The sequence below is a fragment of the Sphingomonas sp. CFBP 13714 genome, from assembly GCF_014842205.1.
In the GTDB taxonomy this organism is placed as follows: domain Bacteria; phylum Pseudomonadota; class Alphaproteobacteria; order Sphingomonadales; family Sphingomonadaceae; genus Sphingomonas; species Sphingomonas aerolata.
Genome location: NZ_JACYVG010000014.1, coordinates 20,626 through 36,522 on the forward strand (window position 1 = coordinate 20,626; position 15,897 = coordinate 36,522).

Here is a 15,897-nt window from a genome sequence, read left to right on the forward strand (position 1 = left end):
TCGACTATCACATCTCCGGCATGACTGTGGCTCCCACGATCCACAAGCCGACATTCGTAGGCTCTTGTCGGCTACCCAATATCGGCCAATCATTCATCAGATCGATGCGCCGCACCTGCAGGCCAATCCGTTACACAGGCGGCTGGAAGCGCTCACCGATGGGCTAGGGATTTCCGGATCGCGCATCGCACGAGCGGGAACGAAGTTGAGCGCGAGGAAGGCGATCCCGGCGCCGGCCATGATCGCGCCTGCCCATAGGATCGGCCCGAAGATCCATCCTCGGGCAAGAAGCGCGGGCGCGACGCTTACAACCAGCGAAAGCCAGCCGCCGGTCCGCAACATTTTACACCGCGCTGCCTGCGGACATGCCCCGAACCGACGGCGATGATGCGCCTCGGTCGCCAGGCCAAGCAGGAAGAACGCGGCGCTGGCGAGCAGGAGTGACAGGATGCTCATTCGGCGGGCTCCGGAACCTTAGAGGCGGTGGCGGTTCTAGCCCTGCGAACGCGCTTTGCAACGGGGCGATGTTGCGCGACGCGGCGGGCAAGCAGCAGAAACGCTATTCCGAAGACCAAGATCGCCGCATCAATGCCGGCGATCATCAGGTCGCCTATCGCCAGCGACGCGAACAGCCCGCGATCGGTCGCGACGACGTCGTACATTGGCAACGCGACGAGCAGCACGCCGGTCACCGCGAATAGCGAAGGCCAAACGCACGCCGGCCTGACGACGAAGGCCATCAGCGCCGCGGCAGCCCAGGCGATGAACAGCATGTGCATCTCCCAATCGGCGCGTCCGCGAAGTGCTACCGGGAGTAGGCGGTTGGCCCAGAAGAAGCACGTGATCCCGAGCGGGAGACCGCCGATCACCGCGACGTTGAGCCGCTCGACGAGGCGGAACCCGAGATGCGGCCGGGTCGGATCGGGCAGGCGCTCGCGACGTTTGACGGTCCATAGCACGAGACCGCTCGCGACCATCAGCGTGCCCGCGATCCCGCACAGGAAATAAAGCCAGCGCCCTCCGTTACCCGCAAACCGTCCGGCATGAAGCCCGATCATCGCACCGGCAGTCTCGGCCGCCACACCCGGTGGCGGCGAGCGCCACACGAGGCGCCCGGTCACGCCGTCATAGGTCAGTCGCGGTGTCCGCGACGACAGCATCGAACTGGCGCTCTGACTGACCGACACGCGCGCAGCGGCGTCGCCGGGATCACTGACTTCAATGAAGCTGGCGGGGGCAGCGAGGCGGCGCTCGGCATCGGCGGCAATCAGTCGCAGGTCGATCAGCGGTGCGGGACGACCGGTCCGCTCGACCACCGAAGCGGTCGGAAACAGCGTCGCGAACACGGAATTCTGATCGTTATAATTGGCGACGACCGCCCACGGCATCAGCAGCGTCATCAACGTGACCAGCCCGGTATAGGTGATCATCAGATGGAACGGCAGCGCCAGCACCGCGGTCGCGTTATGTCCGTCGAGCCAGGATCGCTGGCCCTTGGCACGTCGCAGCGTGAAGAAGTCTTTGAAGATCTTCTTGTGCGTGACGATCCCGCTGACGATCGCGACCAGCATCATCATAGTTGCGAATCCGACCAACCACCGTGCCCAGATCACCGGCATGTAATGGAGATCGAAGTGGAAGCGGTAAAAGAAATCCCCGCCCCGCGTCTCGCGCGCCTGCGCGACCTGTCCGTCGGCGCCGATCAGCGCCTGCGTGTCGCCGCGCCCTCGCCTGCCCCGCCTGCCATGCTCTTCGCCGGGCTTCGGCTGCGGCACCCAGACGACCTGCGCACCGGGCGATCGTTCCGTCGCTACCGGGATGATCCAGCTCTTCGCATCGGGCGCTTTGCGAGCAAGGAACGCTTGCGACCCTGCCAGCACGCGCATCGGCTGTTCGACGCGCGCGATCTCGGGCCGCATCCAGCGGTTCAGACCCTCGCGCCAAAACGCGATCGTGCCGGCGACAAAGACGAGGAACAGGATCCAGCCGAGCAGCAATCCGGACCAGGTGTGCAGGAACGCCTGCGACTGACGGAAGCCCTTGCTCATACCCGCCCCGTCGCGTCGATCGATATCCACGTGATTGCGGCCGCAACTGCCGCTGCGAGGCCGAGTGTCCAAATCGCGCGCCAGCCGCTACGGGCCGCGAACGCCCACATCGCCGCAAGCGCGCACAAGGCGAGCGCGATCAGCGCGGCGGTGACGGTCGCCTCGGCACGATCCCCCGGCAGCAGCCGCGCAAGCGCCATCGCCCACAGGCTCGCAGTTGCATAAGCAAGCGGCACGGAGGCGACGACGCGCAGCGCGATGTCGCCGCGCCGCGCCCAGCGCGCACGGGCATGCGCATCGCCCGCCGTCATTCGAAGCTGTACCGAAGTGTCGCGAACGCGGTGCGCGGGCTGCCGTAGTAGTTGCCGCGACCGGTGGCGGCGATGCGCGCGTAATAGCTCTTGTCGAGTACGTTCGCGACGTTGACCGAGACACCCACGCGCTCGTTGAACTTATAGCCTGCGCGCAGGTCGAGCACCGCATAGCTTGGCTGGCGGACGATGGTGGACCGGGTGCGCAGCGTACCGTCAGCGTTGAACACCGCCGCATTGCCGCCATAGGTCGAACTGAACCACGTCACGCTGCCGCCAAGGCTCGCGCCTGCCAGTGGCCCATCGACCGGGGCGTAGTTGGTGAACGCCTTAACCATGTGCTTCGGCACGATCGGCACCAGTGGCAGCCCCTCGAACGCAGTGGTCTGGTCTTCCAGATACTTGGTCTTGGTGTAGGTATAGCCGCCGTTGATCCGCCAGCCGGGTAGGATCTCGCCGGTCGCCTCGGCCTCGATACCGCGCGAGCGGACCTTGCCGGTCTGAAGCACGACGGTCTGAATGTCGGGATCGTTGAACAACCGGTTGGTCTGTGTGATCTCATACGCCGCCGCGGACAGCAGCAGGCGATCGTTCATCAGCGAAAGCTTGGTGCCCGCCTCATATTGCGCGCCGACCAGCGGCTCGATCTGCTGCCCGTCGGGACGTGCCCGGCCGACCGGTGCCGCCTGCGGCGTGAAGCTGTCGGCATAGCTCGCATAGAGATTGAGCTGCGACGTTACGTCCCAGACAATACCCGCATAGGGCGTGAAGCGGTTGTCGATCCCGTAGCGGGTCGACGGCGGCAAGACACCGCTTGGTGTCAGCAACGTGGTCGTCGTGGTATCCCACCATGTCACGCGCCCGCCACCGATGAGCGTCAGGCCGGCGAGCGGGCTCAGCCGCATCTGCCCGTAGATGCCGTACTGCTCGACGTCGGTCGAGGAACCGCCATAGACCTGCAGCACGCAATTGGTGGGCGCGGGTGTGATCGTGGTGCTGGAACTGGGACAGGTCGCTCCCGTCCCCTGCACCGGATAATAGGGCGAGGCGCCATACGGGTTCAGGGGCGGCTCGAACGGCGACACCGGGTTGTACACGTCGATCCGCGCATAATTGGACAACCGCGTGAAATACGACGTGCCCGAACTTGCCTGATAATCGGTGCCGAGGATCAGCGTCTGGTCGCGCCCGAACAGCGGGAAGCTGCCGATGCCGTTGAAGTCGAACGAGCGCGTCTGCTGCTTGCTGTCGCCGCGATAAGCGATGTGGCTGGTCGAACCAGTGGTCGCGGTGACCGGCTGGTTGCCGATATAGCTGTAGATGTCGACGCGATCGACGTCGGTGAACAGGCCGGTCGCGCGCAACGTCCAGCGATCGCTGATCCTGTGCGCGAGTTCGGCGAACCCGGTCCAGGTCTCGGCGTTGAACCGGTTCCAGTCGGCGCCGAGATAGGTCGACCGCTTCACGTCGAGCAGCCGCCCGTCGCTGCCGTCAACGCCGCCAATGATGCCGGGCAGGCCCGACTGCACCGCCGGGCGGAAGCGGTCGTAATAGCCGCCGACGGTAAGCGCGGTGCGATCGCCGATTTCCAGCGACCCGACCGCGAACCCGCCGATGCGGTTGCGGTGCGCGGTGGCGAAGAACTGATCCTGGTCCTGTGCCATCGCGCCGAACCGCAAGCCCGCCTTGGTGCCGATTGGCGTCGAGACGTCGAGCTCGAACCGGAGATTGTCATAGCTACCGGCGCCCGCACTCGCCTGCATCCTGAACCCGTCGAGCGGTCGCTTGCGCACCATGTTGATGCTGCCCGCCGGATTGCCCGACCCGCTGAACAGGCCAGCTGGGCCGCGCAACACTTCCAGCCGATCGTAGAAGAACAGGTCCGGCACGGCGGACGGGAAGTTGAACGCAAAACTCGGGACGCCGTCAATCAGGTAATTGGTGATCGCGAACCCGCGCGAAAAGAACGAAGGATCCTCGCTGCCGACGCCATTGACGGTGATGCCATTGGTCGCGGTCAGAGCGTCTTCCAGCGTGAACAGGTTCTGCGCCTCGATCTGATCGCGATCGATCACGGTAATGGTGTTCGGCGTGTCCTTGAGCGGCGTCAGGGTCTTGCCGACCGCACGACCATAGCTTTTGCCGATGACCATGATTTCCTCGGACTTCTGCGCATCGTCCGATCCGGTGGACGTTTCTATGGTCGTTGGCTCCTCAGCTGGAGCTGGCAAAGGCGCCCCGACAAACGCTGCGCTCGCCAGCAATACACTCGAAAAACTCATACCGACCCCCCGTTGACGGGAGGCCTCTATGCGAATTGCTGTTGCGAGTCACTATCAATCTAACGGTTTTGTCATAATTAGGAAGGGATGAGTGTCGTACGATGGGTGCGACTGGACGCCCGTGGCGTGATGTATTGTGCAGCGTGGGCATCACCGCCCAGCTATCTTGATACGCATTGGAGAGCAGCTAGACCCAGTTCCGGACGTTCGAGAGGCCATCGCAGTCTCCCAACTTCTGCCACTTGTTCATCTCGTTAGACGGCAGCTTTCCGCGACGGGATCAGCTGTCTGCACGTCCTGAAAAAGGGAGAGATGGGGTCTGGCCACACTTGGGAAGACAGCAGCAAAAGCAGACGTTCCGGGGTCAAGCCACGCCCGCTGCCATCGGCCTCTCGTCTTGCCGAAGCGTCAGAACCTCAACCCCATCCTTAGTAACCGCAACCGTATGCTCGAATTGGGCCGACAGCTTTTGATCGTTGGTCACGACCGTCCACCCGTCTTCCTGAGTAGAGACCTTCCGGGTGCCTTGGTTGACCATGGGTTCGATCGTGAAAACCATGCCTTCGCGCAGCCGCACCCCCGTTCCCGGACGCCCGAAATTCATGACTTGCGGCTCCTCGTGCATCTCGCGACCGATGCCGTGCCCGCAAAATTCGCGCACGACCGAGTAGCCATGCTTTTTGGCGTGACGCTCGATTGCAAAGCCGATGTCGCCAGTATGAGCGCCGGGTCGAACCTGGCCGATGCCCTTCCACATTGCTTCCTGCGCAACGCGTACCAGCCGCTTCGCAGCGGGCGGCGCGTCGCCAACCATATACGTCTTGCTCGAGTCCGCGATGAAGCCGTTCTTCTCCAGTGTGATGTCGAGATTGATGATGTCCCCGTCGCGAACGATCTCGTCGTCCTTCGGCACGCCGTGGCAAACGACATGATTGATCGAACAGTTCAGGACGAACTTGAAGCCGTACTGCCCTTTGCTCGCAGGGCGTGCCGCGAGCTCAACGGTGATGAAGTCCTCGACTAGATCGTTGATCTGCAGCGTCGACATTCCGTCCAGGTCCTGCCCGTCGAGCATCTCGAAGACCGAGGCTAGCAGTTTGCCGGAGACGCGCATGAGCGCAAGTTCGTCAGAGGTCTTCACCATGTCAGGCAGCTTCCGCTTCGATCAGGTGAACATGAACGGTGGCCAACTGTGCCTTGACGAGTTCGTTAAACGACAGGGTCGGGTTCGTTTCGGCAAGCATACCGATCTTCATCCAGAACTCAGCCTGCGCATTGATGGAGCGGCACATCACGGCGCTGGCCTTGCGAGCTTCTTCGTGTAGCGCGCCGTCAATCTTCACAATGCCCATAACCGCTCCTTCACACCGACCATACGAAGCATATGCGTATCGTATGCTGCATGGTCAATTGGGCGTGATGAACGAACGACTGAGTTAGGGCTGCGGTTGGCTAGAAAAGATGACAAGTTCTGGGGGACGTGCCCGTGCTCCACGGCTTCCGGCCAGACCCAAACCTGGTCATTTGCCGCCTCTTTTCGGCCCACCACCTTCTGCCATTCATTCATGTTGGCTGCGTAGGAAGTACTAAGCGTCGGCCCTGCCTGCTGCCATGCCAGCCTTCTCAAAGAGGATGGCAGAATGAATCTCGGCGCAGGAAACCATTCAAAAGAAACCAAAACACTCGGAGGACACTTGCTACGGGATAGCATCATGCGTATTGCCAATGTAATACACTTGGTGGTGAGGCTATGAGCAAGTTCGTTCGAGTGGCGTACATGATGGCCCTGCTGCCCATTCCCGCAGCAGCCAAAGAGGCTGCTCCCACGCCATCTAAAATCGCTGTGGTCGAGCAGGGGCTGACGTCGGCTGTTGTGCTGGCGGGTGCACCGGCACCGCGCCGCACGATCGAAGCGGAGATGCGACGTCTGAATGTGCCTGGGGTCAGCGTTGCCGTTCTGCATGGCGGTGCCGTAGAATGGTCTAAGGGATACGGGATCACGCGAGTAGGTGGCTCAGCCGTAACGCCATCTACGCTGTTCCAGGCTGGCTCGATCAGCAAACCGATCACGGCGCTCGCTGCGTTGCGCCTCGTCCAGCAGCACCGCTTGACGCTGGACGAAGATGTTAACGCGCACCTCAAAAGATGGAAGCTGCCGACGCGGCCCGGTGAACAGGTCACGCTGCGCGAATTGCTGTCGCATACGGCGGGAACCACGGTGCATGGCTTCCCCGGCTACGCTGCCGGGGTCGCGGTACCGAGCGTCGACGACGTGCTTGCCGGCCATGCCCCCGCAAACACCAAACCGGTTGTCGTGGATACAAAACCCGGGACGATGTGGCGCTACTCCGGCGGTGGCTACACGGTTATTCAGAAGCTGATCGGCGATGTGACGGGCAGACCATTCGCCGAGGTTCTCCAAGACGAGGTGCTTCAGCCCGCCGGCATGACGCGCAGCAGCTTTGCCCAGCCGCTCGACGCCGCTTCGCTGGCGACCGCCGCATGGCCGCATGACGGGTCGGGCAAGCCCGTACCCCGCGGCCCATACACTTATCCGGAATTGGCCGCCGCTGGTCTGTGGAGCACGCCAAGTGATTTGCTGCGTTTCACTATCGCCGTGCGAGACAGTGCGCGCGGTGAGAAGGGCAGCATTCTCGATCAATCGCTAGCAACAGCAATGCTGACGCCCGGCAAGGGGGAGTGGGGCCTCGGCCTTGAAGTCCACCCGACCCCTGCCGATCGCGCCTTCGCGCATGGCGGCAGCAACGAGGGATATGAGAACTTCGTGGTCGCCTATACGGGGTCGGGCGACGGGGTGGCGGTCATGACGAACGGTGCCCAGGGAGGCGAGATTGGATCGGAAATTACCCGCAGCGTGGCCGCCGCCTACGGCTGGCCGAGCTACCACAGCATCGAGCGCGCGAGCGTGCCGATCCCGGCCGACATCCGCGCTCGTCTGATCGGAACCTACACCGTCTCCGATCTCGGCTCCTTTTCGATCACCGCGAACGGTACGGGCTTGGCTATCTCACTCAAGGAGGGTGTCAGCGAACCTCTCTATGCCTCGGCACCGGACAGCTACTTCGTCCTTTCAACCGACTTGGTGCTGCGTATGAAGGGCGGTGAGCCTAAGGCCACTGGGCGGCTCGTTATGGGATCTTTCGACTGGCCGTTCGCGCGAGAAACGGATGCCAAACCCTGAATTTTGACCTTCCCTATTGGGAACGTTGAGCTGGACAATTCCTTCTCGACACGGATCCTGCTCCGGGCATCATCGGGTTTGGTCAAAGGGGGCCGCCCTGCCCTATTGCCCCCCACGACCCACAAGCCGACGTTCAGCGCTCAAGATCAACTTCCCATAACTGGACGCCCGTTCATCTTCTTTCGAAGCGTAGGAGATCCAACCAAATGGCAGCCATAAAGCGCGGCTAGAGTAGCCCGAGCTAGATCGAGTATCCGAAAATCACCAAGAGCGATTTCTTCAGGCGACCGTCACCACCCTGAGCCGCGCCAGATATGAACTGCCCCGCCCCAACGTAAGGGTCATTTCGGCCAATCAGAAATTCAGAATAGACCTTGATGCGCTGAGACTTCTTTGACGACCAGACCGCCCCGATATCGAGCCGCTCGCTATCCTTGAAGCCAGCTGCATCTTTAAAAAAGCGACCGTAGTTGACGTAGGGCGTAACATTGAACGGCAAGCTTCCGGTGTCGATGGATCGACCCAACTCGCCAAATACATATGTGCCTTTCGTCGCGATGTTATAGGAGGCGTCGAAGCCTCCAACGGTGATCATGTCATTACGACCCGGATTCCGCGGATCAATGTCCTGCCTCGCTACGAGTGTCTTTGCATGCCAAGGCCCTTTACTACCGGTAAGGCTTGCCGCAAAGATGCGCTTACTACCGTCAGCACGCGTATCAAAGTTATGGATTGTCGACAGCCATCCGGAAATGGTGGCACTGAGCTTCACGGTCTTCGTAGCCGCAAGTGTGTAGCTGACGTTGCCGATCAGCATGTTGCGTTCGTCGTTACGCGAACCGTCCGGCACGTAGCTGTCGGCTTTGGAAATGTTCGTGGAGTAGCGGGACGAGTCCGAACTGATGCCGCCACCGGCAGGCCCGCTGGAAGGGAAGAACCCGACCTCCACACGATACCGCGGCGTCTCGTGGCGGAACTTGACACCAAGATTATAGGTCTCCTCAAAGCCGTAAACGAACGCAAGGTCGTCGAGTATCGACGATCCCCAGTATCGATCGTCGAAAGGAACCGGTTGAATACCTGCGGTGATGCTGTCGGACTCGGTGAGCCTGGCCCCACCATAAGCGTACATCAGGAAGCGCACCTCTCCCGGATACTCCCGGTAGCCGGCCGATTTTCCGTAGATGAAGTTGCCACCATAGAATCTGTACTGCGCCGCGCCAAAGAACCGGTCGGACGTATAGTCCGCCGTCAGTGCAAGGGTATCGAACGAGAGGTGGCTCGAGGTGCGTTTCGCGCCGCTTCCGGACACGTCGTTGAAGCGTAGATCATACCGTCCCCGTAACGTGGCCCCTACCTTCAGTCCCTTCTTTGACGATTCTATCGGTGCCACGTCCGGCTTCGTAGCAGGGATATCTGGAAGGGTTACCTCTCCTTCCGCATCGGCATTGCCGGTGGGCGAAGCTGCCCCATTCGGACAGGCGGCACCCGGCACGCACTGCTGTTCGATGACGATCGGAACCGGCGTTGTCCAAGGCATGCGCTCTCCTTCGCGGAAGTAGCCTCCGCGTTGTTTCGTTTGAATATCAGTTGTGCATGGCCGCTAGTCGGTTGGCGCTGCGACCAGATTGCGTTCGCCGACTACCGACAGTCCGTAGCCGGACAGCGCGACCAGCGTGCGGTGCGTGTTCGTCAGCAGGATCATCCGCTCGACGCCGAGTTCCGTCAGGATCATCGCGCCCACCCCGTAATCACGAAGTTCCTCCATGTCCGATGGCGACAAGGTGCCTGCTCGTGCTTTCAGCGCCATCGAGAAACGATCGTCACGCTGCCGGTTGATCGCGATCACGACGCCCGCCCCCTCTTCCGCAATCATCCGCATCGAGCGCTCGAGCACATCCATCCCCTGGCCATCGCCCGCAAAGATGTCGGTAAGCGCCGATATCGCATGCATCCGAACCAGTGTCGGCTGTTCGGGATCGAGCACGCCTTTCACCAACGCGATCTGTTCGGTACCGGTCGCACGGTTGCGATAGGTGATCGCCCGCCATTCTCCGCCCCACCGGCTGTTGAACCTCACCTCGGTGCATTTCTCGACCAGATGGTCGTGACGACGGCGATAGGCGATCAGGTCGCGGATCGTGCCGACCTTGAGGTTATGAAGCTGGGAGAAACCGATCAGGTCGCTCAGTCGGGCCATCGTGCCGTCGTCGTTCATGATCTCGCAGATCACGCCTGACGGATTGAGCCCGGCCAATCTGGAGACGTCGACCGCAGCCTCGGTGTGGCCAGCGCGGACCAAAACCCCACCGTCGCGTGCGATCAGCGGAAAGACATGACCTGGCGTGACGATTTCGCTCGGACCGTTGGCAGAGTCGATCGCCACGGCGATCGTGCGTGCCCGGTCATTGGCGGATATGCCCGTAGTGACTCCCACACGGGCTTCTACCGAGGTCGTGAAGGCCGTTTTGTGACGCGTGCCGTTCTTTTGCGCCATCGGCTTGAGGCCAAGCTGATCGACCCGTTCGTTCGTCATGGCCAGGCAGATCAGGCCACGACCGTAGGTGGCCATGAAGTTGATCTTTTCCGGCGTCGCCATCTGCGCTGGAATGACGAGGTCGCCTTCGTTTTCGCGATCTTCGTCATCGACGAGAATGAACATTCGGCCGTTGCGTGCCTCCTCGATGATTTCCTCGGGCGAAGACAGGAAGTTCGGACGTGCGCGGATCATCGTGTCGGGAACCATGGTTTCCCTCCTGCTGAAATTGTCAGTGGCAATGGCGGTCGTGATCGATGTCATCGTACGGTGGCTTCAGCATGCGCTGCGATGTTGACGCGACTTTGCGTGTTGCCGGCACCAAGACCCAGATAGAGCGCGCCGGTGACGATCGGCGCGACGAGCCAGCCGATGTCCAGTCCGCCGATCGCAGAGGCGAAGGGTCCGGTATACAGGCTGGAGGTCAGGAAAGGCAGCTGTACCGCGATGCCAGCGAGATAGGCGATCGCGGCCTTCGTGTTCAGCCGTCCATAGACCCCGCCATCAGCTTCGAAGAACGAGGCGATGTCATACTTGCCCTTTCGAACGACGTAGAAGTCGATGATGTTGATTGTCGCCCAAGGCGCCAGCACGACCATCAGACCGATGACGAAGCCAATGAAGCGGGGCACGAACGTGTCCGCCGACGTCGTCGCGACGACGAGACAGGCACCCAGAACCAGTACCGACAAGACGATGCGTGCCCTCCGACCCGGCATCCACGACGCCAAGAACGTCTGCGCCATCGTGATGAGCGACAGGACGGCACCGTAGATGTTTAGCGCGTTGTGGCTGACGATGTTGAAGATGAAGAGGAGCATCAGGATCGGTGCGAGCGCGCCGACGGCACCGCTCACCTGGGTCATCGGGTCGGCACCGACAGGGGCACCCGCCACGGCCATAGCACCGAGAATGAACGACGCTGCGGCGCCGAGCGCTGCACCGGCGAAGCTGGCGAGGAACGGTCCCCGAATGCCTACGCTGGGCGGAAGATACCGCGAATAGTCCGATGTGTAGCAGGCGTAGGAGATGTGCCAAACAGCGCCGAGCGAGAACATCGCGAACCAGCCCACCATCGTGAAGCCTCCCCGCCACACGATCTCTGCCGAAAGACCATCGGCGAGCCTGAAGGCAGCATACAGAAGGCCGAGACCCATGAACCATATGCCGACCCGGTTGAGCAGGTGAATGACGTTGTAGCCAAGAATACCGATGCCGGCCGCTGCGGCGGCACACAGTATTGCTCCAACCGGCAGTCCGATCCCGGGCACGAGCGCATGTACCGATTTCGCCACCAGCACGATGTTGGAGGTGAAGAAGCCGACATACAATAGGGTCGCAAACGTCACGACCAGCAGGGCACCATAGCGTCCGAACTGACCGCGACTCTGGATCATCTGCGCCAAGCCCATCTGAGGGCCCTGTGCCGAACAGGCGGCCAGCACCAACGCGCCGACCAGATGGCCAAGGATGATTGCTGAAATGCTCCATCCCAGCGACAGGCCAAAAACCTGGATGGCCATAGCGCCGGTCACGACCGGCAGCGGCGCAATGTTCGTCGTGAACCACAGCGTGAACAGATCACGCACGCGGCCATGCCTCTCAGCCAGCGGGACGAAGCCGATGCTGTTGGCCTCGATGGCGGTTGGCGCCTCTCCTGGGGTTGCCATGGTCAGCAAGTCCTCTTATGATTCTTGGTATACCATAGGACGGTATGTCCTGCTAAGGTTGGACGCAAGACAAAAATATCGGGCTCTCGAAGAGGCCCTTGAGGAAAGGATCGACGGATGAAGTTCTCGCTCTTCCTGCATATGGAACGCTACGACGAGGCGATCTCGCATCGGCAGCTCTACGAAGAATTGCTCGCCCTGTGCGATCTCGCGGAAGAAGGCGGCCTCCACAAAGTGTGGATCGGCGAACATCATTCGATGGAATATACCATCTCCCCCAATCCGATCCCGTTGCTTGCCGCGGTAGCCGAGCGGACGAAGAACATTCGGCTGGGTGCAGGTACCTTCATCGCACCTTTCTGGCATCCGATCCGCATGGCAGGCGAAGCGGCGATGCTCGATGTGATCAGCAATGGCCGGGCGGAGATCGGGCTGGCACGCGGCGCCTACCAGTTCGAGTTCGACCGCATGCTCAACGGCGTTTCGGCGAACGACGGTGGCAAGTATCTGCGCGAGATGGTGCCGGTGGTCCGCAAGCTGTGGGAAGGCGACTACGCCCATGACGGCGAGATTTGGCAGTTCCCGGTGTCGACCAGCGTGCCAAAGCCCGTCCAGAAGCCGACGCCGCCCATCTGGATCGCCGCACGCGATCCGGAGTCGCATAAGTTCGCGGTGGCGAACGGATGCAGCGTGATGGCGACACCGCTGTTCAAGAATGACGACGAAGTGAAGGATTTGGCGCGCAAGTTCGACGAGGCCTGCGCTGCGAGCCCCGATGTACCGCGTCCCCAATTGATGATCCTTCAGCACGCCCATGTTCAGGCCAGTGACGAGGACGGTCAGCGCGCTGCAGAAGCGATCTCGCTGTTCTTCCGCAACTACGGCGCATGGGCGAGCAACAGGAAGCCCCCGGTCAACGGCTTCCATCACGACATCGCGCCGTTGGACGCCGAACGGTTCCCGGACTTCGTGCCCGAGCAGCTCCGTCGGAACATCATGATCGGTACACCAGAAGAGGTCATCGCACGGCTCAAGACCTACGAAGCCATGGGGGTCGACGAGTACAGCATCTGGCTCGACAACACGATGTCGGTCGAAGAGAAGCGCGACTCGATCCGACGGTTCATCGATCAGGTCGCGCCGGCGTTCGCCTGATGCCCAAAGCCTACTGGATCGCCCGCGTCGATGTGACCGATGCCGAAGCTTATGCCGACTACATGGCGTTGGGCCCAGCAGCACTGATCGGCAACGGCGGCAAGCTGTTGTCGCGTGGCGGACAAGCCGTTGCGCTGGAGGGGCCGGAGCCCCGCCAGCGCAACGTCGTCATCGAGTTCGAGAGCATGGACGCCGCGCTCGCCTGTCACGCATCGCCCGAATACACCGCGGCGCGAAAAGCCCGTGCGGGTGCGGCCGAAGTCGAGATACTCATCGTGGAAGGATTGCCAGAATGACGAGCGAGCGGACGACCAGCGAAGCCTTCGACCGTGGCCTAGAGACCAGGCGTGAGGTGCTTGGCGATGCGTATGTCGACAAGGCCCTTGCCGGCGCGGACGACTTCAACTGGCCGATGCAGGAACTGACGACGGAGTATTGCTGGGACCATATCTGGAACAGGCCGGGCCTCGACCGCCGCAGCCGCAGCATCCTCAACCTGGGCATGATCGCCGCGCTCAATCGCGGTCACGAGTTCAAGGCGCACATCCGCGGTGCGCTCACGAACGGCGTGACCCGCGAGGAGTTGCGCGAAGTCTTGCTCCAGATCGCGGTCTACGTCGGCGTGCCCGCCGGGGTCGACAGCTTTCGGCTCGCCAAAGAGGTGTTCGCGGAAATCGACGGTTTTCAAGGCTGACCGGTGGCCGAAGCCAGATGCGAGCGCGGCGCGTCTGGCTTCGGTTCCGGTTCTACAACCCGCCCATCATCACGTACTTCAACTCGAGATACTCGGCGATACCATGACGGGAGCCCTCCCGCCCCTGGCCCGACGCCTTGATCCCGCCGAACGGTGCGACCTCGGTGGAGATGGCCGCTTCGTTCAAACCCACCATGCCGTACTCGAGCGCACCGGCCACTCGCATCGCGCGGCCAATGTCTCGCGTATAGGCGTAGGCCGCCAGGCCGAACTCGGTATCGTTCGCTAGACGGATCGCTTCCGCCTCGTCCGTGAACCGTATGACGCCCGCGAGCGGACCGAAGGTTTCATCCCGCGCGATCGCTGCATCGGCGGGGACGTCCGCAATCAGCGTAGGCGGATAGAAAAGACCTTCCCCCCGCTTGCCCCCCGCCACCAATCGACCGCCGCGACGCACGGCGTCAGCGACATGATCCTCCACCTTGATCACGGCCTTTTCGTTGATGAGGGGGCCGATCGTAGTGTCAGGATCCGTTCCGGGTCCTACCACGAGCTTCGCGATCCGCTCCCGCAGCATCTCGACGAAACGGTCGTGTACGGAGTCCTGGACCAGGAAGCGGTTGACGCAGACACACGTCTGGCCGGCGTTCCGGAACTTGCCCAGCATCGCACCGTCGACCGCCGCATCGAGGTCGGCGTCATCGAACACGATGAACGGTGCGTTCCCACCGAGCTCGAGTGACAGCCTTTTCAGCGTAGGCGCCGCCTGTGCGAACAGCATGCGACCGACCGGCGTGGATCCCGTGAACGACACCTTGCGGACTACCGGACTGTCCATCAGTGCGCCGCCGATCGCGGGGGCATCGCCCGTCACGACATTGAAGACGCCTGCTGGGACACCTGCCTCCTCTGCGAGCGCGGCGAGTGCGAGCGCGGTCAGTGGCGTCTCGGGCGCCGGCTTCAAGATCATCGTACAGCCAGCTGCAAGCGCGGGGCCTACCTTGCGCGTGATCATCGCCGCGGGGAAGTTCCACGGCGTGATCGCGGCGGTCACCCCGACGGGCTCGTGCCAGACGAGGATGCGCTGGCTGGCCTTTGGTGCTGGGATGATCTCCCCATCGACGCGCCGCGCCTCTTCCGCATACCAGCGCAGGAAGCTTGCGGCGTAGAGAATCTCCCCCGCAGCTTCGGCGAGCGGCTTGCCCTGTTCCGCCGTGAGGATCTGGGCAAGCGCATCGCGGTGGTCCTGCATGAGCGCGTACCAGCGCATGAGGATGTCCGCGCGCTCTCCCGCCGGTCGGGCACGCCAACCTACGAGCGCACGTTCGGCAGCCGCGATTGCCAGCTGGGCTTCCTGCCGCCCGAGATCCGGCACGGAAGCAATGATCTCGCCTGTCGCCGGATCGTACACCGCACTACCCTGCCCCGTCGCAGAGACCCACCGGCCGTCGATCAACGCACGGTCGCGGAACGGATGAAGCGTATACAACGTCATGCCGCCTCCAGCACCGGCGAGGGGTGATCCGTCATGCTGCCCTTGTGGTAGATGAGGACGGGGCTATCGGTGAGACCGATACGCTGGACGGCGCCGATGACGATGGCATGGTCGCCGCCTTCGTACTCGCGCCACAGCGTGCACTCGATGACACAGGCTACGCCCGGCAATACCGGGTTGCCCAGTTCGCTGAGCGTCCAGTCCAGACTGGCGATCTTCTCAGTGCCCTTCGATGCGAATGCCATGGCAAGGTCCTGCTGCCCGGCCGCAAGGATGTGAATCGCAAAGCTCTGACGGCTGACGAGATGGGGGTATGTTGCCGACGTCAGCGCAGGACAGACCAGCACAAGCGCCGGATCGAGCGAAAGCGAACTGAACGCGCTGGCGGTGAACCCGGCGATCGCGCCTTCCGTATCCAGCGTTGTGACGACCGTCACGCCACTGGGAAAGCCGGCCATCGCGGTGCGGAACTCGGCGGGATCGATCGAACTTGCAGTCATGTCT

The 15,897-nt window shown here is 62.2% G+C and carries 15 protein-coding genes; 4 read left to right on the forward strand and 11 right to left on the reverse strand.

Annotated features, from left to right (window positions below; all coding sequences use genetic code 11):
- Positions 1 to 96: 96 nt before the first annotated feature.
- The 6 genes from IFT54_RS19225 to IFT54_RS19250 all read right to left on the reverse strand — a co-directional run bounded on the left by IFT54_RS19225 (position 97) and on the right by IFT54_RS19250 (position 5,993).
- Positions 97 to 456, reverse strand: coding sequence for a DUF3325 domain-containing protein (locus IFT54_RS19225; protein ID WP_051916716.1), 360 nt, complete (start codon positions 454 to 456; stop codon positions 97 to 99).
- Positions 453 to 2,048: a PepSY-associated TM helix domain-containing protein gene (locus IFT54_RS19230; protein ID WP_192071824.1), complete on the reverse strand. Its 1,596-nt coding sequence runs from the start codon at positions 2,046 to 2,048 to the stop codon at positions 453 to 455. The genes IFT54_RS19225 and IFT54_RS19230 overlap by 4 nt, the downstream gene beginning before the upstream one ends.
- Positions 2,045 to 2,359: a hypothetical protein gene (locus tag IFT54_RS19235; protein ID WP_056677997.1), complete on the reverse strand. Its 315-nt coding sequence runs from the start codon at positions 2,357 to 2,359 to the stop codon at positions 2,045 to 2,047. The genes IFT54_RS19230 and IFT54_RS19235 overlap by 4 nt, the downstream gene beginning before the upstream one ends.
- Positions 2,356 to 4,512 (reverse strand): TonB-dependent siderophore receptor, encoded by a 2,157-nt coding sequence (locus IFT54_RS19240; protein WP_244649283.1) that lies wholly within the window; start codon positions 4,510 to 4,512, stop codon positions 2,356 to 2,358. The genes IFT54_RS19235 and IFT54_RS19240 overlap by 4 nt, the downstream gene beginning before the upstream one ends.
- A gap of 493 nt (positions 4,513 to 5,005) precedes the next feature.
- Positions 5,006 to 5,785 (reverse strand): type I methionyl aminopeptidase, encoded by a 780-nt coding sequence (map, locus tag IFT54_RS19245; RefSeq protein ID WP_192071826.1) that lies wholly within the window; start codon positions 5,783 to 5,785, stop codon positions 5,006 to 5,008.
- 1 nt (position 5,786) lies between these two features.
- Positions 5,787 to 5,993, reverse strand: coding sequence for a ParD-like family protein (locus IFT54_RS19250; protein ID WP_183935792.1), 207 nt, complete (start codon positions 5,991 to 5,993; stop codon positions 5,787 to 5,789).
- 398 nt (positions 5,994 to 6,391) lie between these two features.
- Between IFT54_RS19250 and IFT54_RS19255 the strand changes: the two genes are divergently transcribed.
- On the forward strand, positions 6,392 to 7,843 hold the full coding sequence (locus IFT54_RS19255; protein WP_192071827.1) for a serine hydrolase domain-containing protein: 1,452 nt from the start codon (positions 6,392 to 6,394) through the stop codon (positions 7,841 to 7,843).
- A gap of 241 nt (positions 7,844 to 8,084) precedes the next feature.
- Here IFT54_RS19255 and IFT54_RS19260 read toward each other — a convergent pair whose 3' ends face one another.
- The 3 genes from IFT54_RS19260 to IFT54_RS19270 form a co-directional block, all read right to left on the reverse strand.
- Entirely contained in the window at positions 8,085 to 9,383 is a 1,299-nt protein-coding gene (locus tag IFT54_RS19260) for a hypothetical protein (protein ID WP_197984755.1), read from the reverse strand.
- A gap of 63 nt (positions 9,384 to 9,446) precedes the next feature.
- Positions 9,447 to 10,589, reverse strand: coding sequence for a 3,4-dihydroxy-2-butanone-4-phosphate synthase (ribB, locus tag IFT54_RS19265; protein WP_192071828.1), 1,143 nt, complete (start codon positions 10,587 to 10,589; stop codon positions 9,447 to 9,449).
- Between the two features lie 50 nt (positions 10,590 to 10,639).
- Complete coding sequence (locus tag IFT54_RS19270) at positions 10,640 to 12,049, reverse strand: purine-cytosine permease family protein (RefSeq protein WP_192071846.1); 1,410 nt, start codon at positions 12,047 to 12,049, stop codon at positions 10,640 to 10,642.
- 117 nt (positions 12,050 to 12,166) lie between these two features.
- On the opposite strand from IFT54_RS19270, the gene IFT54_RS19275 reads away from it, so the two are divergent.
- From IFT54_RS19275 to IFT54_RS19285, 3 genes are read left to right on the forward strand one after another with little or no spacing between them, the layout of a single operon-like run.
- Positions 12,167 to 13,204: an LLM class flavin-dependent oxidoreductase gene (locus tag IFT54_RS19275; RefSeq protein WP_192071829.1), complete on the forward strand. Its 1,038-nt coding sequence runs from the start codon at positions 12,167 to 12,169 to the stop codon at positions 13,202 to 13,204.
- Positions 13,204 to 13,500: a DUF1330 domain-containing protein gene (locus tag IFT54_RS19280; RefSeq protein ID WP_192071830.1), complete on the forward strand. Its 297-nt coding sequence runs from the start codon at positions 13,204 to 13,206 to the stop codon at positions 13,498 to 13,500. Before IFT54_RS19275 ends, IFT54_RS19280 begins: the two co-directional genes overlap by 1 nt.
- Positions 13,497 to 13,898, forward strand: coding sequence for a carboxymuconolactone decarboxylase family protein (locus tag IFT54_RS19285; protein WP_192071831.1), 402 nt, complete (start codon positions 13,497 to 13,499; stop codon positions 13,896 to 13,898). The genes IFT54_RS19280 and IFT54_RS19285 overlap by 4 nt, the downstream gene beginning before the upstream one ends.
- A gap of 52 nt (positions 13,899 to 13,950) precedes the next feature.
- On the opposite strand, the gene IFT54_RS19290 is transcribed toward IFT54_RS19285, so the two are convergent.
- The gene (locus IFT54_RS19290) at positions 13,951 to 15,393 is read right to left on the reverse strand and encodes an NAD-dependent succinate-semialdehyde dehydrogenase (RefSeq protein ID WP_192071832.1); all 1,443 of its coding nucleotides are present in this window, start codon (positions 15,391 to 15,393) and stop codon (positions 13,951 to 13,953) included.
- The gene (locus IFT54_RS19295) at positions 15,390 to 15,893 is read right to left on the reverse strand and encodes a flavin reductase family protein (protein ID WP_192071833.1); all 504 of its coding nucleotides are present in this window, start codon (positions 15,891 to 15,893) and stop codon (positions 15,390 to 15,392) included. Before IFT54_RS19295 ends, IFT54_RS19290 begins: the two co-directional genes overlap by 4 nt.
- Positions 15,894 to 15,897 lie beyond the last annotated feature (4 nt).